The organism is Streptomyces sp. Xyl84 (assembly GCF_059731885.1).
Genome location: NZ_AP029182.1, coordinates 6,556,122 through 6,575,908, shown reverse-complemented (window position 1 = coordinate 6,575,908; position 19,787 = coordinate 6,556,122). Strand labels below are relative to the sequence as shown.

The following is a 19,787-nucleotide window of genomic DNA, read 5'->3' as shown; positions in this document are numbered from 1 at the left end:
CGGGTCGGAGGTCGGCCGGTTCTGCCGTGTGTTCTTAGGAGCCCGCAGGTGCCGTTTGCATTACGCCTGACCCCCCACCAATTCATGTGACCTGCATCACCCTGCCGGCCCCGGGGCGCGACACCCCCGCCGACGGGAACACCCGAGCCGTCGAACACACGCTTGAACGCCGGTGTGGAACGCCCGCGATTCCGTCAATTCCCGTAGCGTGCCTACGCCTTGACGATGTCACGCAGTAGGCCGAAGGCGCAGTCGAGTCGCCCCGCGAAGACTGTGGCATATGCCAGAAGCACCACCGTATCGTGTGTCGCCGAATCCCTTACGGGCCGTCGCCGGCTGTGCCACAGTCGTAGCGGTCCCACCGCCCCACGCGCCCCGTCCCCTCATCGGAGTCCGTCATGCCCTCGCCCCTGTTCGCGGACCGCCCGCCCGGCCGGCCGGGCGGGCGCGGTGCGGTCGGCGCCCTGGCCTCCCGGGCGCGCCGGCCGGAGGGCGGCGCCGTGCGCCGGGAGGCACGGGAGGGCTCCCCGTCCCGGCGGTCCGGCAACGCCGAGTGGAACCTGCTGACGGGTGCGGCCGACTGGTCCGCGGCACTGCACCGGATCCTCGGCCGTGCCCCCGCCGCCCCCGCGCTCACCCTGGACGAACTGCCCTCCGTGGCGCACGAGGAGGACAGGGCCCGGCTGACCGCGATGGTCACCGGCTGCCTGGTCGACGCGAAGCCGGTCGACGGCGAGTTCCGCGTCGTACGGCCGGACGGCACGGTCCGCACCGTGCGCACGACGGGCGAACCGGTGCCCGACGCCGACGGCGGCACCGCCTCGATGCGGGCGGCACTGCGGGACGTCAGCGCACTGCGCCGCGGCCGGCCGGCACTGCGCGAGACCCGTGACTCGCCGCAGCGCCACCGGCACCCGGCACAGACCGGGCACCGGCTCGCGGCCGCGCCGCGGGAAGCCGTGCCGCCCCCGCGGCGCGGCTCCCCGCGGTTCCCGCACCGGGGCGGCCCGGGGCTCGACCTGGCCGCCCGTCACCTGCCCGCCGCCTCGGGCCCGGTCACCGGCGGCGACTGGTACGAGACGCTGGAGCTGCCCGACGGCGACACCCTGCTCGGCGTGGGGCACCTCACCGGCGTCGGACCCGGCGCCGCCCGGCTGCCGAGTGCCCTGTGCGGGACGGCCGGGACGGGCGCCGGACCGGCCCAACTGTTTCTGACACTCGGTCAGTTGGCCGACACCACCGGCCGGCCCGCCCTGGGCGGCGCCGTCTGCTGCCGCTACCGGCCCGCCGGCCGCGCCCTGACCTGGGCGCGGGCGGGACACCCCGCCCCCCTGCTGTTCCGCGACGGGAGGGGGCGGACGCTGGACGCGCCGGACGGCGTGCCGCCCGGTACCGTCCCGGCCGCCGGACACGGGCAGACCGAGGAGACCCTCCGGCCGGGTGACCTGCTCCTGCTGCACTCCGGCGCCCTGGTGCCCGGACACGACACGACGGCAGCCGTCGACCGCCTGCTGGGTCTCGCCCCGCGGTTCGCCTCGGCGCGCAGCGCGCGGGACGGCGTGCGCGCGGTCCCGGAGGAGTTCGGCGCGGCGGAGCGCGAGGACGACGCCTGGGTGCTCGTCGCCAGGGTGACGCCGTAACCGACGAGGCCGTGACCGATGCCTCGGCTCCTCTACGCCGGTGCGCTGCCCGCGCCCTTCGTCCGCGGCCCGGGCATGGCGAGCAGGATCTCCTCCCGCAGTTCGTGGATCTTCGGGTAGGTGGCGTACTGGGCGGTGAGCCGGTACATCTCGCGCAGCCGGTCCCAGGTGCGCCGGGAGGAGTTCGACCCCATCGACATCAGCGCCAGCCGTGCGTAGCGGTCCGCCTGTTCGGGATCGTCCGCGATGAAGCAGGCGGAGGCCATGGACAGGTGGTCGAAGATCTTGGACCGCTCACGGCCGTCGACCCGCAGGGCCAGCGCCTTCTCCGCGTAGTGCTGGGCGTGCACCGCCGCGTCCGGGTCGAACTCCGCCAGCGTGCGGTACGCGAGCGCCTGCATGCCGTACAGGTCCTCGTCCTTGAAGGTCTGCATCCAGGGCAGCGGTTCGTGGTTGCCCCTCTCCGAGACGAACAGGTCCTCCGCCCGGCCGAGCGTCCGGCGCATCGCCTGGCCCTTGCCCATGGACGCCTGGGCCCAGGCCTCGATGGTGTGGAACATCGCCTGGGTGCGCGGCTGCAGTCCCTCACCGGAGCCGGACCGGGCGAGCTTCATCAGGTCCAGTGCCTCGTCGGGCCGGCCCAGGTGCACCATCTGGCGGGCCGCGCGCGAGAGCGCCTCGCCCGCGCGGGGCCGGTCGCCGCCCTCGCGCGCGGCGTGGGTGGCGATGACGAAGTACTTCTGGGCGGTGGGCTCCAGGCCGACGTCGTGGGACATCCAGCCCGCCAGGACGGCGAGGTTGGCGGCGACGCCCCACAGACGGCGCTGGAGGTGGGCGGGATGGCGGTAGGCGAGCATGCCGCCCACCTCGTTGAGCTGGCCGACCACCGCCTTGCGCTGCAGCCCGCCGCCGCGGGCCGCGTCCCAGGCCCGGAACACCTCCACCGAGCGTTCCAGTTCCTCGACCTCCTCCGCGCCTACCGGGGCGGCGTCGTAGCGGTCGAACCCGGCGGGGTCGGCGTGCAGGGGGTGGTCGAGGCCGGGGGCGTCGGCCTTCAGGGCCGGATCGGTGTGCAGCCAGTCGCGCATGGCGCCGGTGAGTGCTGATCCCGCGGTGAGCGCGGCACCCGCGCCCACCAAGCCGCGTCGGTTGAGCATGAGGTCCATTCCCGTGAATTCGGTGAGGACCGCGGCGGTCTGCTCGGGCGCCCACGGCATGCCGTCGGGATGTTCCACGTCCCGCTCGCCCTGCCGTTTCCCCGTACGCCCTTGCCGCACCAGACCGAGGTCCTCGATGGTCACGACACGGCCGAGACGCTCGGTGAACAGGGCCGCCAGCACCCGCGGCACGGGATCGCGCGGGATCTCTCCCATGTCGATCCAACGCCGCACCCGGGAGGTGTCGGTCGCCAGCTGGGGGTGGCCCATGGCCGCCGCCTGCCGGTTGACCAGCCTGGCCAGCTCCCCCTTGGACCAGCCGGCCAGGCCGAACAGATCCGCGAGACGGGTGTTGGGTTGTCCTGTCACGTCAAGCCCCCAGGTACTCGGCTGAGTTGACAGTAGACCCGGTGAGAGTTGCCGGGCGACTATTCGCCAGGGTTCGCCAGGGTGCGCCAGATGGTGTGCCACGGGGCCAGGGGTGTCAGGTAGGAAAGCGCCACCCCGACCCGGTCGCCGAGGGACATTCCCCAGGGTGCACCCGGGCGACCGGGCCGGGCAGCGCGCTTCGAGCAGCAGGCACACGAAGGGATCTGTCTCGCCCATGTACGCAGCATCGTCCTCCGTGTCCGCCCCGCCCCGGCCGCTGCGCGCCCGTCCGGGCACCGGCGGTCCTTACCTCGACCCCGCGCGTCCGGCGGCCCCCGTGCTCGGTGTGGGCCGGCCGCGGCGCGCACCGGGGCTCGGCACACCACCGCTCAGCGGGAGGCTCGATCTGTCCGGCCCGCAGGGCGCCCAACTGCGCACGGCGCTCGCCTCGGTGCAGCGGATCTGCCCGGAGTTCGCTCCCGTGCAGGTCCTGCGCCGCAGCGCCCGGTCGGTTCTCCTGGTCGGCACGACCGGGCGCAGCACGGCCGTCGCCAAGTGTTTACTGGACCCGTCCCGTGAATGGGCCGAGCGGTACCGGCACGAAATAGCGGCCTACCGTTCGTTCGTCCGGCACCGGCCCCCGGTCCGCGTGCCCCGGCTGATCGCGGCGGACCCGGACAACTGCACGCTGGTGATCGAGCGGGCGCCGGGCCGGGTGGCGGCCCTCCAGCGGCACCCGTCGCAGACCCCGCCGCGGGCGGACATCAAGGCGGCCCTCGGCGCGATCTGCCGGCTCAATCGGTGGCGGCCGCCGGCGGGCACGTTCGACGCCCCGCTGGACTACGCCGCCCGGATCTCCCGCTACCACGAGCTGGGCCTGCTCACCGACCGCGACATGGGCGACCTGCAGAAGCTGCTGCACGGCATCGCGCACGCGGCGGGCCGCCAGGGCATGGGCCAGTTCTGCCACGGGGACGCGCTGCTCGCGAACATCCTGCTCTCACCGGCCGGTCCCGTCCTGGTGGACTGGGAGCACGCGGGCTGGTACCTGCCGGGTTACGACCTGGCGACGCTGTGGTCGGTGCTCGGCGACGCGCCCACGGCGCGGCGGCAGATCAGCCAGCTCGCCCAGGCGGGCGGTCCGGCGGCCCGGGACGCGTTCCTGGTGAACCTGATGCTCGTCCTGACGCGGGAGATCCGCACCTACGAGACGGCCGTGCAGCGTTCGATGCACGACGCCGCCCCGACGGCACCGGGCACGGCCCACCCGGCCGCCGCGCCGACCGGTGAGGAGCAGCGGCTGCTGCTGAGGCGGCTGCACGACGACTGCCAGCTGGCCCGCAGGGCCGTACGCGCGGCGGTCGGCACTCGCTGACAGGGGCGGAGGGCCGCGGCGCGCCACCCCAGCGGGCGCACCGCGGCCCTCCGCCGTGACACCGCCGGCCTTTCGCCGTGACACCGCGGCCCTGCCCTGCGCACGCCACGGTCCGGTTCCGCCGCGCCCTCGGCAGTCGTCCTCGCGCGCCGCGGGCCCTGGCGGCCCCTCCCCCGGCGGGGCCCGCCCCGCCGCGTGCACCTTCTCCCCCGCTCCCGCGGGCCTCTCGCCCTCGCACCGCGGACCACCCTCAGCGTCCCGCGCCACGGGCTCGCCCCCGCCGCCCTGCCGGTCTTCTCCGGCTCGCCGTGTGGCCCCTTTCCTCGTCTTTCCTCGTCCCGGAGCGGTCTTCGACCCGGCCGGCCCTCGCCGTCGCGCACCGCCGGCGCGCGCCGCCCCGCACGCTCCCTCCACCGCGCCCGCCGCCCTCTTCCCCTCCCTCCCCGCGGACTCTCACCGTCCGCCCCGGCGCCTCGGTCGCCGGCCCGTTGCCCTTCCCGGGGCCCGGGCGGGGAGCGGTCGGCAGGCGTGGACACAGGTGTATGCCACTGACGCCCCGCAGGCCCGTGCGGTGTTGCCGCGAAACTCGCCGGAACCCCGGCTGACATGGGAAATCGCCTGGCCGCGCGCATGATTGACGGATCGTCGGACAGCCGGTACCACTGACCCCACGCCGGCCCCGCACGCCCCGTCACGCCCGAGTGCCCCAGGAGGCAGCCTTGCGAGGATCCGTCACCGACTCCAGAGCCACGCCGGGCCGCACCCGGGCGCGAACGGCGGCGGGTGCCGTCGCCTGTGCCGCGCTGCTGCTGCCGCTGCTCGGCGCCGCGCCGTCCGCCGGTGCCGCGGACGGCACCGGTGCGCCCGGCGACAGCGGCCGGCTGCAACGGGCGTTCGCCTCCGCGGCGGCCGAGTACCACGTGCCGCTCAGTGTGCTGCTGGGCGTCTCCTACCTGCAGTCCCGCTGGGACGCACACGCCGGCGCCCCGAGCGTGACCGGCGGCTACGGTCCGATGCACCTCACGGACGCGCACACGGCGCTGGCCCGCGCCGAGCACCACGGCGAGGGCACCGAGGACCCGCGCGGTGACAGCGCCCGCCCCGCCCTGCACCCCGTCACGCGCACGGCCGTACCGGCGGACCAGGCGCTGCCCGACCGGCTGAAGACCCTGCCCCGGGCCGCCGGCCTGACCGGGATCCCCGCCGAGCGGCTGCGCGGCGACGCCGCGGCGAACATCGCGGGCGGCGCGGCCCTGCTGGCCGCCGCGCAGAAGCGCCTCGGCGAGCCGCTGAGCGCGGATCCCGCCGACTGGTACGGGGCGGTGGCCCGGTTCTCCGGCGCGGACGACAGCGCGACGGCGGCGGCCTACGCGGACGACGTGTACGACGTCATCCGCTCCGGCGAGCGGCGCACCACCGACGCCGGACAGCGCGTCGTGCTGGCCGCCCGGCCGCGCCTGGCCCCCGACACCGCGCAACTGGCGCGGACGGGCCTCGCGCACCTCTCGGCGGCCGGCACGGAGTGCCCGGCCTCGGTGTCCTGCGAGTGGGTCCCGGCGCCGTACCAGCAGTTCGGCACCGACGACTACGGCAACCACGACCTGGGCGGCCGGCCGGGTTCGCAGCGCGTCCGGTACATCGTCATCCACGACACCGAGGGCCGCTGGGACGGCGTCCTCAACCTCGTCCAGGATCCGACCTACGTGTCCTGGAACTACACGCTGCGCTCCACCGACGGCCACATCGCCCAGCACGTGAAGGGCGAGGACGTGGCCTGGCACGCCGGGAACTGGTACGTCAACGCCGCCTCGGTCGGGCTGGAGCACGAGGGCTTCCTCGCCGAGCCGGACGCCTGGTACACGGAGGCGATGTACCGTTCCTCGGCGCGGCTGGTGAAGTACCTGGCCCGGAAGTACGGCATCCCGCTGGACCGGCAGCACATCCTCGGCCACGACACGGTGCCCGGCCCGACCAGCGGGACGGTCCCGGGCATGCACACCGACCCCGGCCCGTACTGGGACTGGCGGCACTACTTCGAGCTGCTCGGCCGCCCGTTCGAACCGACCGCGGGCAGGAACGGCGGGCTGGTGACGATCCGCCCCGACTACGCGGCCAACCAGGTGGAGTACACCGGCTGCACCACGGCCGGCGAGGCGTGCGCCGCGCACGGCTCGAACGAGGTGCGGCTGTACACGCGGCCCGACACGTCCGCGCCGCTGGTGAAGGACATCGGGCTCAGGCCGGACGGCGGCGACTCCACGACCGACGTCAACGACGTGGCGTCGCGGGCGGAGACCGGGCAGCAGTACGCGGTCGCCGGCCGCCAGGGCGACTGGACGGCGATCTGGTACCTGGGCCAGAAGGCCTGGTTCCAGAACCCGGCCGGCCGGCCCACCGCGGTGAACGCGGCCGGCCTGGTGGTGACGCCGAAGGCCGGGGCGGACAGTGTGCCGGTGTACGGACGGGCGTACCCCGAGAAGGAGGCCTACCCGGCCGGGGTGCCGGTGCAGTCGGTGTCGCCGCTGCCGTACAGGCTGCTCGCCGGGCAGAAGTACGTGGCCGGGGACGCGGTGCCGGGTGAGTACTTCTACTCGGTCACGTTCACCACGGACTCGCACCGGGTGGTCGTGGGCAAGGACCTGTACTACGAGATCCAGTACGGCCACCGGGTGGCGTTCGTGCGGGCGGCCGACGTGCGGGTGCAGCCTTCGGGTCTGTAGGGGCACGCGCTGCGCCCCTCGCGGGTGCCGGTTCCGGGACCGGCGCCCGCGTCCGCCCGTCCGTGCCCGCTCAGCCCTGCTGGAACAGCTCGGCGGGCAGCGGCTTGAGGAGGGCGTACAGGTCGTCGGTGATGGGACGGTCCCAGGCGGCGATCGTGACCAGGACGCCGTCGCTGCGGTCGAACTGCACACAGGAGATCCGGCTCTCGGAGAGCTTGAGCCGGCGCACGATCAGCAGGTTGTCGCCCTGCAGCACCGGCATGTCCTCGGTGCCGACGACGGTGACCTCCTCGTCGTTCTCCAGGGCGAGCAGCAGTTGGGCCACCTCGAAGGGCACCTCGCCGTCGGGGACCTCCCGGGCCGGGGAGCCCTCGGGGAGGTTGCCGATGATCATTGCGGTACCGCGGCCGCCGAAGAGGTCGTAGCGCAGGAACACACCCTGGCAGGTGCCGTCGGGCGCGGGCAGCAGCCCGGCACCCAGGTTGCCGGGCCAGTCGCCCGGGTCCATGGCCAGTACGTCGAAGTCGGGCCCGGCGGGCGTGGCGCTGCGGCGACGGAGGAACGACATGCCGCCATGGTACGTGTCCCGGCCTGCCGCGCGACGTGCGGGCGGCCTCCGGCCGGGGCGGGAATTCACCCGGAGCCGGCCCCTCCGGCGGTGCGGTGCCGCTCGTGGTGGCGGGCGACGCGGGCCCGGTTGCCGCAGGAGGGCCCGCACCACTGCTGGCGCGGGTGCTCCTTGAGGAAGTACCGCACACAGCGGGGGGCGTGGCAGGCGCGCAGCCGCTGCCGGTCGGGGCCGGTGAGGAAGGCGACGGCGGCCTGGGCGAGGACCGCGGTGAGGTCACCGGCGCCGTGGACGGGCCGGCGGTGGAGCACCGGTTCGGCGGACCCCTCCCAGCGCAGCACGGGCACGGTGGGCGTGCGGGCGGCGGCCGCGTTGAGCCGGTCGACGGCCTCGGGCACGGGCATCAGGCGTGCGGCGTCGGCGGCGCTGGGCGCGCCGGGGCGGACGGCGTGGGCGAAGAGCGCGCGGACGGCGGCGCGCAGTTCACGGACCGCGGCCAGTGCGGCCGCGTCCGCGGTGCAGGGCTTTGCGAAGGGCAGGATCTCCGGGCGCGCACGCACCCAGGCGGTGAGGCCGGCCGGGTCGGCCAGGTCGTCGGCGACCCCGCCGGCGCCGTCGTGGCGGAGGGTCAGTGCGAGGTCGAGCGCGAGACGGGCGTCCCTGCCCGGCGAGTCCTGCATACGCCGATGGTAGTCACGCCCCCGTCCGCCGGCGCCGGAGCCCGGCCCCCGCACGGCGAACGCCGGGCGGGGCGGCTCGGGCGCCGCCAGGGCTGTCACTCCTGGGGCGGTGACGGGGGCACCACCGCGATCGGGGCCGCCGCGTGCAGGAGGACCGCCTGGGTGACGGAGCCCATCATGCGGGCCGGGGCGAGCAGGCGCCGGCGGTGGCGGCCGACCACGATCAGTTCGGCACCGCGGGACGCGGCGACCAGCCGGCCGGCCGCGTCGCCGGGCAGGACGTCCGCGTCGGCGGTCACGTCGGGGTGCCGGGCACGGTGCGGGGCGAGGAAGCCCTCGGCCAGGGTGCGGATCTCGCTCTCCACCTCCCCCTGGTCGATCGCGGGCGCGGGCATCTCCCCGGCCGCCGCCCAGGTCCGGGCGGGCCAGGGGTAGGCCGCGACCGCCTGGAGCCGGGCACCGCGCCGGGCGGCCTCGGCGAAGGCGAACGCGAGCACCGCGTCGTCGGGGCTGTCGACGTGCAGGCCGACGGCCACCCTGGGGCCGGGGCCGGCCGGCACGCCGTCGTGGACCTCGCGTCCGGGCCGGGGCACCACGACGACCGGGCACTCGGCGTCGCGGGCGGCGGCCAGGCCGTTGGAGCCCAGCAGCAGGCTCGCGAACCCGCCCCGGCCGCGGGAGCCGAGCACCAGCAGTTGGGCGGTCGCGCCCTGCTCGGGCAGCAGGGCGCCCGGCACGCCGTCCAGCCCGGCGTACTCGACGGCGGTGCCGCCGCTGTGGGCCGCGAGACGGGCGCGGGCCGCGTCGAGCACGGCGTCCTCCGCTCCCGCGGGCGGCCCGGCGACCAGGACGCCGGGCTGGGTCCAGGCCGCGTACTGCCGCACATGGACCACCCGCAGCGGTGCCCGGCGCCGCCGGGCCGCGTCCAGGGCCCAGTCCAGGGCGCGCAGGCTGTCGTCGGAGCCGTCGACCGCTGCGACGACCGGCGGAGCGCTCATGGGGTACCTCACCTCCGGAGGGCGGCCTCGCCCGGCCGGGCCGGCCCGGATCGGGCGGCGCCGGCGGGGCCCTGAAGGCCGCGTGTCCACGAAACGCGGCGGCCACACCCCGCCCCGGCCTCCGGCACGTCAGCCGGGCCGGAGGACGGTCCCGACGGGGTCCGTCCCCCCGTTGCCGTCCCGCGGCCGCGAGCCCCGCTCAGGTCAGGTCGAACTCCCCTTCCCGTGCTCCCGAGACGAACGCGCCCCACTCCGCGGGTGTGAAGATCAGCGAGGGGCCTTCCGGGCGACCGCTGTTGCGCATCGCGACGAACCCCTCGACGAAGGCGATCTCCACATCCCCCAGGCCACGGCTGCTGGACTGCCACTCGGCGTTGCTGAGGTCCAGCTCGGGCTTGTCCCACCCCGCGAGCGGGTGCTGCTGGACAGTGCTCTCGGCCACGTCCGTGCTCCTCCCGTTTCCGTCGTCCGCGGGCCAGCCTAGCGAGCGGCCGCCACCGCCGACAGGCCGTCCGGAAGGGACCTTCGCGGGATGGCCCGCCGGGGTCCGGGAGGTTCCGCGCGGGTCCGCCGGGACCGCGGGCTCAGTGCGCGAGGAAGGGTTCCACGACGGCCAGGAACTCCTCGGGCCTGCTCTCGTGCACCAGGTGCCCCGCGTCGACGGTGACGACGCGGGCGTCGGGGATCAGACCGGCCAGTTCGGTGATCTGCCGCGGCGGGACGAAGCTGGACGGGCCGCCCGACACCAGCAGGGTGGGCGCGGTGATCCGGTGCATGCCCGCGCCCCAGGCGGGGTCGGGGGCGTTGCGCTGCTCGTCCGTGGCCCGGATCATCGCCCAGTCGTAGGGCAGGTCCCCGGCCGGGCGCCGCGCGGGCGGGCGGGGCGGGTCCAGCGGGACGGGCGCCGGTACGTCCTCCAGGACGAGCCTCCGTACGAGCCCGGGCGCCCGCTGGGCGATCAGGCAGGCGACGGCGCCGCCGAGGGAGTGGCCCACGACGTCGGTACGGTCCACTCCGAGCGCCCGCAGCAGGGCGAGCACGTCGTCGCGCAGGGCCTCGTGGGCGTAGCCGCCGGGGCGGTCGCCGAGCCGGCTGCTGCGGCCGTGGCCGCGCAGGTCGGGGGCGTAGACCCGGCGCGGGCGCGGGCCGGTCGCCAGCCGCCGGGCGATCGGTGTCCAGTCGGAGCCGTCGGCGCCCCGGCAGTGCAGGAGGAGGACGGGCGGCGCGTCCGTCTCGCCCCAGGCGCGGTAGGCGAGGGTGATGCCGTTGGCGTCGACGAGGTGCGGTCCGCTGTCCATGCCGGCACGTTAGGCCCGGTCCGCGCCGTGCCGCCGGTCATTCTGCCGACGGCAGAGCGGACCGCGCCCGGCCGAGGAAGTCCGTCACCCGCCGCACGAACCACTCCGGGTCGTCGAGCCACGGATAGTGTCCGGCGCCGGGCTGCACCGCGAACTCGGCGCGCGGGAAAGCCGCGGCGGCGCGGCGGGCCAGTTCCGGGCGGGGCCCGCCGTCGAGCTCCCCGGCCAGGACGAGGACGGGCGCGGTCAGCTCGCGGAGCGCGGCGCGGGTCGCGGCGGGGTCGAACTCCGCCTCCCCGAAGAAGCGGTCGGCGGCCTCCTCGTTGGTCTGCTCCTCGTCGGCCTCGGCGTGCGCCCGGGCGGCGTCGTCCCAGCGGCCGTAGAAGAAGGGGGCGAGCGCCGCGCAGTACTCGCTGCCGCCCGCGAGCCAGGCCTCCAGTCGCGGGTAGGCCCCGGCGAACCACGGCTCGCCGCTGCGCAGCCGGGCGGCGGTGAGCCGGTCCCCGGGCGTCGCGCTCAGCCCCAGGGGGCGCAGGGCGGTGGTGATCAGCGCGAGCCGCCCCACCCGGCGGGGGCGGCGGGCCGCGTAGAGCGCCGCGAGGCTGCCGCCCGCCGAGTGCCCGAGGAGGTCGACGCGCTCCAGGCCCAGATGGACGCGGAGCGCCTCCACGTCCTCGGCCTGCCGGTCGCAGCGGTACGTCGACGGGTCCGCCGGGACCGCGGAGCCGCCGGTGCCGCGCAGGTCGAGGAGGACGAGCCGGCGGTGGGCGGCGAGCCCGCCGAGGTCGCCCAGGTAGGCGGAGGCCCGCATCGGCCCGCCGGGCAGCACGAGCAGCGGTTCGCCCTCTCCGCGCAGGTGGTAGGCGAGGCGGGTCCCGTCGGGTGCGGTGAAGGTCGGCATGCGGCCGATCCTGGCCGAGGGCGCCACGGCCGGCAAGGAATTTCGCCACCGCCCCTTGCCTGTGGCCCGATGGACTGGATTACTGATCTCCAGGGTCTCGACCGAATGATCGGTCGACGGACCGGATCGACCGTACGGGCGTGACAGGCGAGGGAGAGTCCCGATGGCGGATGCGGCACGGCTGCTGGACTCGGGGGAACGGCTGGGCACCGACGAGCTGCGGGCGCTGCAACTGGAGCGGCTGCGTGCCTCGCTGCGGCACGCCTACGAGAACGTCCCCTTCCACCGCGCGTCCTTCGACGCGGCCGGGGTGCACCCGGACGACTGCCGTTCGCTCGCCGACCTGGCGCGTTTCCCGTTCACCGACAAGGCGGACCTGCGCGCGACCTATCCGTACGGGATGTTCGCCGTGCCCCGCGAGCGCATCCGCCGCATCCACGCCTCCAGCGGCACCACCGGGCTCCCCACGATCGTCGGCTACACGGACGGCGACCTGTCGGTGTGGGCGGACATGGTGGCCCGCTCGCTGCGCGCGGCGGGCGCCCGGCCCGGCGACGTCGTGCACGTGGCGTACGGGTACGGGCTGTTCACCGGGGGGCTGGGCGCCCACTACGGCGCGGAGCGGCTCGGCTGTACGGTCGTGCCCGCCTCCGGCGGCATGACCGCCCGCCAGGTGCGGCTGATCCAGGACCTCCAGCCCCGGATCATCATGGTCACGCCGTCGTACATGCTCACCCTCCTCGACGAGTTCGAGCGGCAGGGCGTCGATCCGCGCTCCACCTCCCTGCGCGTCGGTGTCTTCGGGGCGGAGCCGTGGACCGAGGGGATGCGGCGGGAGATCGAGGAGCGGTGCGGGATCGACGCGGTCGACATCTACGGGCTGTCGGAGGTGATCGGGCCGGGTGTGGCGCAGGAGTGCGTGGAGACCAAGGACGGCCCGCACATCTGGGAGGACCACTTCTTCCCGGAGGTCGTGGACCCGCTCACCGGTGAGGTGCTGCCCGAGGGCGCGGAGGGGGAACTCGTGTTCACCTCGCTCACCAAGGAGGCGATGCCGGTGATCCGTTACCGCACCCGGGACCTGACCCGGCTGCTGCCGGGCACGGCGCGCGCCTTCCGGCGGATGGAGAAGATCACCGGCCGCTGCGACGACATGGTGATCCTGCGCGGGGTGAACCTCTTCCCCACCCAGATCGAGGAGATCGTGCTGCGCACCCCGGGCGTCGCGCCGCACTTCCAGCTCCGGCTCACCCGTGAGGACCGGCTGGACGCCCTCACGGTCCGCGCCGAGGCCCGGCCCGGCGCCGGGCCCGAGGTGCGGGAGGCGGCCGCCCGGTCCATCGGGGCGGCGGTGAAGGACGGCATCGGGGTGTCGGTCGCGGTGGAGATCGTGGAACCGGAGTCGCTGGAGCGGTCGGTGGGCAAGATCAGGCGGATCGTGGACCTGCGCCCGTGATCCGCGTGCGGGTGTGGACGTGCCCGTCGAGCGGGTGGGCGGGCGGCGCGGCCGGCAGGGTCCCGGTCAGCTCGTAGGCGCACTTGAGGGCGACGCGGCAGGACGCCGTGTTGTCCGCCTGGTGCACGAGTTCCAGCCGGGTCAGCCCCTGCGCGGCGAACGCCGCGAAGGCCCAGCCGGTCAGCGCCTCCAGCGCGCGGGGTGCCACGCCCCGGCCGCGCGCGTGGGCCGCGGTCCAGTAGCCGACCTCGGCGGCCGGGGAGCCGGGGGCGACGCCTTTGAGGACGGCGTGTCCCGCCAGGCGCCCCGCGGTGCCCGGGGCCGCGTGTTCCACCACGGCGAAGGCGAACCGGCCGCCGGTCTCTCTGCCCTGCCGCTGCTGTTCGATCCAGCGGACGGCGCCCGCCTCGTCGGTGACGGAGTGGCTCAGGAAGCGGCGCAGTGCCTCGTCCCGGTACAGGTCGGCGAGAGGGGCGGCGTCCGCCGGTTCCCACGGGCGCAGCAGGAGGGCGGGGGCGGTCGCGGTGGCCGGCGCTTCCAGCCGGCCGGTGGTCTCGTGCGGCGGCAGGGGCGCCCCCGCGGTCTCGTGCCGCGGCAGAGGGTCCGGGCCCTTCCCGGTCCGGTGCGCAGGCAGGGGGACCGTCGTGCTCTCGTGCGTCGCCATGGGCCCATCGTGCCCCATGCACCCGCCGGCCCCCTGGGCACCGCCCTGCCCGATGCCCCCGCCACCTCATGGCGGCGTCGAGGTCCGCGCCGGGCCGGCTCAGGTCCACCCCGGGCCGGTCCACGTCCGCGCCGGGCCGGCTCAGGTCCGCGCCGGGCGGTTCACGTCCACGCCGGGCCGGTCCACGTCCGTGCCGGGCCGGCTCAGGGCCGCGCGGGGCCTGCGAGCCGGTCGCGCAGTTCCCGCTTGAGGATCTTGCCGCTGGCGTTGCGCGGCAGTTCCGCGACGAGGACGACCCGTTTCGGTGCCTTGAAGTGCGCCAGACGGTCGCGGGCGTGGGCGATCAGCTCCTCCTCGGTGACCTCGCCGCGCGGGACGACGACGGCGGTGACGGCCTCGATCCACCGTGCGTCGGGCAGACCGACCACGGCGGCCTCGGCGACGCGGGGATGGGTGTACAGCACGTCCTCGACCTGGCGCGAGGCCACCAGCACTCCCCCGGAGTTGATGACGTCCTTCACCCGGTCGACGACCGTGTAGTACCCCTCGGCGTCGCGCACCGCGAGGTCTCCGGAGTGGAACCAGCCGTCGCGGAAGGCCTCGGCGCTCTCCTCGGGCTTGTCCCAGTAGCCCTCGCACAACTGCGGCGAGCGGTACAGGATCTCGCCGGGCGTCCCGTCGGGCACGTCCGCGCCGTTCTCGTCGGCGAGGCGGGCGTCCACGAACCGCACCGGCCGCCCGCAGGAGTCCATCCGCCCCTCGTGCTCGCCGGGACCGAGCACCATGGCCAGCGGACCGATCTCGCTCTGGCCGAAGCAGTTGCAGAAGGCGAGGTGCGGCAGCCGGGCGCGCAGCCGTTGCAGCACGGGCACCGGCATGATCGAGGCGCCGTAGTAGGCCTTGCGCAGTCCGTCGAGGTCGCGGCCGGCGAAGTCGGGGCGGTTCGCCAGGCCGATCCAGACCGTGGGCGGCGCGAAGAGGCTGTCGGCGCGGCCGGCCTCGACCAGGTCGAGGATGCGGTCGCCGTCGGGTGCGTCGAGGAGGATGTTCGTGGCGCCGACGGCGAGGTAGGGCAGCAGGAAGACGTGTGTCTGCGCGGAGTGGTAGAGCGGCAGCGCGTGCACGGGCCGGTCGTCCGCGTCGAGGTCGAGGGCGGCGACCGCGCTCAGGTACGCGTGGACCAGGGCCCGGTGGGTCATCATCGCGCCCTTGGGCAGGGCGGTGGTGCCCGAGGTGTACAGCAGTTGCACCAGGTCTTCGCCGCCCGGTGCGGGGCCGGCATGGGGCGTGGCGGAGGGGAGGGCGGCGAGCAGCGAGTCCTCGGTGTCGCGCAGGGCGAACTGCCGCACTCCGGGCGGGAGTCGGTGAGCGAGGCCGGGGTCGGTCAGGACCAGGGCGCTGCCGGACTGGCCCAGGATGTAGGCGAGGTCGTCGCCGGTGAGGTTCTGGTTGACGGGCACGTGGACGAGGCCCGCGCGGGCGCAGGCGAGGAAGGCGATCAGGTAGGCGTCGGAGTTGTGGCCGTAGGCGGCGACGCGGTCGCCGGGGGCGAGGCCGTGTCCGAGCAGGACGCTCGCCGCGCGCGAGACGGCGTCGTCGAGTCCGGCGTACGTCCAGGAGCGGTCGCCGTACTCCAGGGCGGTCCGCGCGGGCGTGCGCCCGGCGCTGTGCCGCAGCACTCCGTCGACCGTGCCGGCGTGTCCAGGCGTCATGACACATGATCCTGGGTCCGCCGCCCGGGCAGGTCAAGCATCCGGCGCTCCCCTCCGGCCGGAGAGGCCGAACGCGGTTCCGCGGCCGGGCACCGCCCCCAGGGGCCGACTCGCCTCCGCGCGGGCGCCGTTCGCGCACGCCCCGTTGACAAGGCCCCACTCTGACACGAAAGTTTCACCCCGCACGGCAACGTACGAAAGATACTTTCAGACGGCGCGGCGGGAGGCCTCACGATGACCGACGGCAGGGCAGACAGGGACGGACGCGGGATCACCCGCCGCCAACTGGGCCGGGTCTCCCTGCTCCTGGGCGGCGCACTGGGCATCGGCGCCCTCCCGGTGGCGCCGGCCGCCGCGTCCGACGGCCCCCGGCGCCCCGCCGCCCCCAGGACCCTGCGGCACGGCACCGCGCATGACGCCGGTCTGCTCCCCGGCCCGCTGCGCCGGCTCGTCACCGACGCCGAGACGTTCCTCGGCTCCTCCCCCAAACACCCGTGGTACGCGGGCGCCGTCCTGCTCGCCGGCCGCGGCGGCACCGTGGCGCTGCACGAGCCGATCGGCATGGCGGTGCGCTACGCGTCGTACGACGAGAAGACCGACACCGGTGTGGAGTTCCCGCCGGACGAGCAGCACCCGATGACCCGGGACACGGTCTTCGACCTGGCCTCCCTCTCCAAGCTGTTCACCTCGGTCCTGGCCGTGCAGCAGATCGAGCGGGGCGCGCTGGAGCTGGAGGGCAAGGTCGCCTCCTGCCTCCCGGAGTTCGGCCGGGCGGGCAAACAGGACGTGACGATCCGTCAACTGCTCACGCACACCTCCGGCTTCCGGCCCGACCTGCCGCTGTACGACGCGCCGGCGTACGAGCAGAAGCTGGAGATGATCTGGGACGAGGCGCCGCTGAACCCGCCCGGCACCGTGTACCTGTACTCCGACCTGAACATGATCTCGCTCCAGCTGGTCCTGGAGCGGATCACCGGCCGCACCCTGGACGTACTGCTGGCCCAGGAGGTCACCGGACCGCTCGGGCTGCGCAGCACCCGGTACAACCCGCCGGCCTCCTGGAAGCCGCGGATCGCCGCCACCGAGGACGCCCGCAGACCCTGGTCGGCCCTGGACCGGGGCCTGGTGTGGGGCGAGGTGCACGACGAGAACGCGTTCAGCCTGGGCGGGGTGGCCGGGCACGCGGGCGTGTTCTCCAGCGCCTGGGACCTGGCGGTGCTGGGCCGGACCCTGCTCAACGGCGGCGCCTACGGGCACGCGCGCATCCTCCGCCCGGAGTCGGTGGAGCTGATGTTCACCGACTTCAACACCGCCTTCCCCGGCGACGAGCACGGCCTCGGCTTCGAGCTGTACCAGCACTGGTACATGGGCGCGATGGCCACCCCGAGCACCGCGGGCCACACCGGCTTCACCGGGACGTCGCTGGTCCTGGACCCGACGACCGACTCCTTCCTCGTGGTCCTCGGCAACTCCGTGCACCCGGTGCGTACCTGGCGTTCCGGCTCGGCCCCCCGGGTCGCGGCGGGGAACAACCTGGCGCGGGCCGTCGCGGTCCGCCCCGAGCAGGGCCGTACCGCCTGGTTCTCCGGGATGGCGAGCAGCACCACCGCGACCCTCGCGCTGCCCGCGCTCGACACCTCCGCGGGCGGCGCACGGCTGCGCTGCTCCCTGTGGTGGGACACCGAGCCGCAGTCGGACGTCCTCACCCTGGAGTCCTCCGCCGACGGGGGAACGTCCTGGCAGCCGGTGCCGTACACGGCGACCCGACGGGGCGAGCAGCCGCAGCAGCACCCGGCGGGCACCGCCACCGGCTTCTCCGGGCGCGTCTGGCACCGGGTCGCGGCCGACCTGCCGGCGGCCCGGCAGCTGGTGGTGCGCTGGCGGTACACGACCGACCGCCTCTACGTGGGGCGCGGCGCGTACGTCGACGGCCAGCGCGTCGAGTCGCACCGGCACGTCCTGTTCGACGAGGTCCGCCCGGCGGACGCGTCCCGCGTGACGGCGCAGGGATGGACCGCTTCCGCGGACTGAGCGACCGGCGGACCGGCGGACCGGCGGACCGGCGGACCGGCGGACCGGCAAGGAACGACCGGGCACGGCCCGACGACCGGGCACGGCCGAGCGGGCACGTCCGGACGATCAGACTCGACCGGGCAACCGGACGTCTGATGGAACCCCGTACATGCCGTGGCGTACATGCCGTGGGCCTGCCCTCCGGAACGGCACGGCAGGCCCACGGCCGATGCACGGGCGTTCGCGGATCGACGGGCGTCCGCGGACGGTCACCCGTCACCCGTCACTCGCCACTCGTCACTCGTTGAAGACGGCCTTCTGCACCTCGTTGGGGCCGTCGAAGTGGTCCTGGCTGAGGCCGTCGAGCCGGCTGACGATCTTCTCGTTGGCCTTGTTCTGCCGGGCGCGTTCCACCAGGTGCTGCTTGTCCGTGGGATAGTCCGCGCCGCTGAGGGCCTTCTGCAGGTCGATCGGGCTGAGGTCGGCCATGGGAGCCTCCGGTGGGGGGTTCGTCCTGTTTTGCCTCGCTCTGTCGGGGTGCCCCGGGACGGCGGGGGCATTCAACCGCCCTGCTACGCATCGCCTTCGGTCGCCCCCTGCCGCGACGTTGCCCTCAGCCGTCCTGCGCCCGGGTCCCCTCCAGCACCGCCATGGCCGCGTTGTGCCCGGGCACGCCGCTGACCCCGCCCCCGCGCACCGCGCCGGCGCCGCACAGCAGCACGTTGGCCTGCCGGGTCTCCACACCCCAGCGGCCGGTGCCCTCCTGGGCGTACGGCCAGCTCAGTGCCCGGTGGAAGATGTTGCCGCCGGGCAGGCCGAGGTCCCGTTCCAGGTCCAGCGGCGTCTTCGCCTCGATGCACGGCCGGCCCTCGGCGTCGGTGGCCAGGCAGTCGGCGAGCGGTTCGGCGAGGTGGGCGTCGAGCTGGGCGAGCGTCGACTTCAGCAGCTCCTCCCGTACGGCGTCGTTGTCCCGGGCGAACAGCCGGGCCGGGGTGTGCAGGCCGAACAGGGTGAGCGTGTGGCAGCCCCGCTCGATCAGTTCCGGACCGAGGATGGTGGGGTCGGTCAGGGAGTGGCAGTAGATCTCCGAGGGCGGCGCGGCGGGCAGCTCACCGGCGGCGGCCTGCGCGTGGGCCGTGGCCAGGGCCCGGTAGCCCTCGGCGATGTGGAAGGTGCCGGCGAACGCCTCCCTCGGGTCGACGGAGGTGTCGCGCAGCCGGGGCAGCCTGCTGAGCAGCATGTTCACCTTCAGCTGGGCGCCCTCCGCGGGCTCGGGCGGCTCCTGGCCGGTCAGCTCGGCCAGGGCCTGCGGAGAGGCGTTCACCAGCACGTGCCGGGCGCCCACCGTGCCCTCGCCGTCCGCGGTCCGGTAGGTGACCTCGGCGGTTCGCCCGTCGGCCTCCACCCGGACGGCCTCGTGCCCGGTGAGGAGACGGGCGCCCGCGGCGCGCGCCGCGTCCGCGAGGGCGTCGGTCAGGGCGCCCATGCCGCCGACCGGGACGTCCCAGTCCCCGGTGCCCCCGCCGATCACGTGGTAGAGGAAGCAGCGGTTCTGCGGCAGGGCCGGGTCGTGGGCGTCGGCGAAGGTGCCGATGAGGGCGTCGGTGAGGACCACTCCGCGGACCAGGTCGTCGGCGAAGAAGTCCTCCACGGCGACGCCGACGGGCTCCTCGAACAGCATGCGCCAGGCGTCCTCGTCGTCGACGCGGCGGCGCAGTTCCGCACGGCCGGGCAGCGGTTCGGTCAGCGTGGGGAAGACCCGCCGGGCGACCCGTCCGGTCATGGCGTAGAAGCGCTGCCAGGCCTGCCACTCGCGGTCGGATCCGGTGAGCCGGGCGAAGGCCTCCCGGGTGCGCTCGGGGCCGCCGCCCACGAGCAGTCCGGTGTGCCTGCCGTCCCGCACGGCGGGGGTGTACGACGAGACGGCGCGGGTGCGCAGCCCGACGTCCAGGCCCAGCTCCTGGACGATCTTCCGGGGCAGCAGGCTGACCAGGTAGGAATAGCGGGACAGCCGCGCGTCCGTCCCGGCGAACGGGCGGGTGGAGACGGCCGCCCCGCCGGTGCGGTCCAGCCGTTCGAGCACCAGCACCGACCGTCCGGCGCGGGCCAGGTAGGCCGCGGCGACCAGGCCGTTGTGCCCGCCGCCGACGATCACCACGTCGTAGCCGCCCTGTGCGTCGTGTGCGTCGTGTGCGCTCATGGCTCTTGGTAGCACGCGGACGTCCGGGCGGCCAGG

16 protein-coding genes are annotated in these 19,787 nt (G+C 75.2%); 5 read left to right on the top strand and 11 right to left on the bottom strand.

What is annotated here, in order from left to right; all coding sequences use genetic code 11:
* Positions 1-398: 398 nt before the first annotated feature.
* Positions 399-1,640 (top strand): PP2C family protein-serine/threonine phosphatase, encoded by a 1,242-nt coding sequence (locus AC6I72_RS28630; RefSeq protein WP_498004021.1) that lies wholly within the window; start codon positions 399-401, stop codon positions 1,638-1,640.
* 32 nt (positions 1,641-1,672) lie between these two features.
* Here AC6I72_RS28630 and AC6I72_RS28625 read toward each other — a convergent pair whose 3' ends face one another.
* Positions 1,673-3,166: a DNA-binding protein NsdB gene (locus tag AC6I72_RS28625; RefSeq protein WP_498004020.1), complete on the bottom strand. Its 1,494-nt coding sequence runs from the start codon at positions 3,164-3,166 to the stop codon at positions 1,673-1,675.
* Between the two features lie 235 nt (positions 3,167-3,401).
* On the opposite strand from AC6I72_RS28625, the gene AC6I72_RS28620 reads away from it, so the two are divergent.
* Both AC6I72_RS28620 and AC6I72_RS28615 read left to right on the top strand, forming a co-directional pair.
* Positions 3,402-4,541 (top strand): aminoglycoside phosphotransferase family protein, encoded by a 1,140-nt coding sequence (locus AC6I72_RS28620; RefSeq protein ID WP_498004019.1) that lies wholly within the window; start codon positions 3,402-3,404, stop codon positions 4,539-4,541.
* 719 nt (positions 4,542-5,260) lie between these two features.
* Positions 5,261-7,261 carry an N-acetylmuramoyl-L-alanine amidase gene (locus tag AC6I72_RS28615; protein WP_498004018.1) on the top strand — a complete coding sequence of 667 codons (2,001 nt, stop codon included), beginning with the start codon at positions 5,261-5,263 and terminating at the stop codon, positions 7,259-7,261.
* 70 nt (positions 7,262-7,331) lie between these two features.
* Here AC6I72_RS28615 and AC6I72_RS28610 read toward each other — a convergent pair whose 3' ends face one another.
* The 6 genes from AC6I72_RS28610 to AC6I72_RS28585 form a co-directional block, all read right to left on the bottom strand.
* A complete protein-coding gene (locus tag AC6I72_RS28610) occupies positions 7,332-7,829 on the bottom strand; it encodes a hypothetical protein (protein WP_037853953.1) in 498 nt (165 codons plus the stop codon).
* Between the two features lie 65 nt (positions 7,830-7,894).
* A complete protein-coding gene (locus AC6I72_RS28605) occupies positions 7,895-8,509 on the bottom strand; it encodes a CGNR zinc finger domain-containing protein (protein ID WP_498004017.1) in 615 nt (204 codons plus the stop codon).
* A gap of 95 nt (positions 8,510-8,604) precedes the next feature.
* Entirely contained in the window at positions 8,605-9,507 is a 903-nt protein-coding gene (locus AC6I72_RS28600; RefSeq protein ID WP_498004016.1) for a universal stress protein, read from the bottom strand.
* A 199-nt stretch (positions 9,508-9,706) separates the two neighbouring features.
* Complete coding sequence (locus tag AC6I72_RS28595) at positions 9,707-9,949, bottom strand: DUF397 domain-containing protein (protein WP_498004015.1); 243 nt, start codon at positions 9,947-9,949, stop codon at positions 9,707-9,709.
* A gap of 142 nt (positions 9,950-10,091) precedes the next feature.
* Positions 10,092-10,805: an alpha/beta fold hydrolase gene (locus AC6I72_RS28590; RefSeq protein ID WP_498004014.1), complete on the bottom strand. Its 714-nt coding sequence runs from the start codon at positions 10,803-10,805 to the stop codon at positions 10,092-10,094.
* Between the two features lie 37 nt (positions 10,806-10,842).
* A complete protein-coding gene (locus AC6I72_RS28585; protein ID WP_498004013.1) occupies positions 10,843-11,706 on the bottom strand; it encodes an alpha/beta fold hydrolase in 864 nt (287 codons plus the stop codon).
* Positions 11,707-11,869: 163 nt separating this feature from the next.
* Here AC6I72_RS28585 and paaK point away from each other — a divergent pair, with 163 nt between their 5' ends.
* On the top strand, positions 11,870-13,162 hold the full coding sequence (gene paaK / locus AC6I72_RS28580; RefSeq protein WP_498004012.1) for a phenylacetate--CoA ligase PaaK: 1,293 nt from the start codon (positions 11,870-11,872) through the stop codon (positions 13,160-13,162).
* Here paaK and AC6I72_RS28575 read toward each other — a convergent pair.
* Positions 13,134-13,826 carry a GNAT family N-acetyltransferase gene (locus AC6I72_RS28575; RefSeq protein WP_498004011.1) on the bottom strand — a complete coding sequence of 231 codons (693 nt, stop codon included), beginning with the start codon at positions 13,824-13,826 and terminating at the stop codon, positions 13,134-13,136. The genes paaK and AC6I72_RS28575 overlap by 29 nt on opposite strands.
* A gap of 203 nt (positions 13,827-14,029) precedes the next feature.
* Positions 14,030-15,538: a fatty acyl-CoA synthetase gene (locus AC6I72_RS28570; RefSeq protein WP_498004010.1), complete on the bottom strand. Its 1,509-nt coding sequence runs from the start codon at positions 15,536-15,538 to the stop codon at positions 14,030-14,032.
* Positions 15,539-15,772: 234 nt separating this feature from the next.
* Between AC6I72_RS28570 and AC6I72_RS28565 the strand changes: the two genes are divergently transcribed.
* Entirely contained in the window at positions 15,773-17,569 is a 1,797-nt protein-coding gene (locus AC6I72_RS28565) for a serine hydrolase domain-containing protein (protein WP_498004009.1), read from the top strand.
* 279 nt (positions 17,570-17,848) lie between these two features.
* On the opposite strand, the gene AC6I72_RS28560 is transcribed toward AC6I72_RS28565, so the two are convergent.
* Together AC6I72_RS28560 and AC6I72_RS28555 are read right to left on the bottom strand one after the other, a co-directional pair.
* Complete coding sequence (locus AC6I72_RS28560; RefSeq protein WP_366727089.1) at positions 17,849-18,040, bottom strand: DUF2795 domain-containing protein; 192 nt, start codon at positions 18,038-18,040, stop codon at positions 17,849-17,851.
* Between the two features lie 124 nt (positions 18,041-18,164).
* Positions 18,165-19,751, bottom strand: a complete 1,587-nt coding sequence (locus tag AC6I72_RS28555) for a phytoene desaturase family protein (protein ID WP_498004008.1) — start codon at positions 19,749-19,751, stop codon at positions 18,165-18,167.
* Positions 19,752-19,787 lie beyond the last annotated feature (36 nt).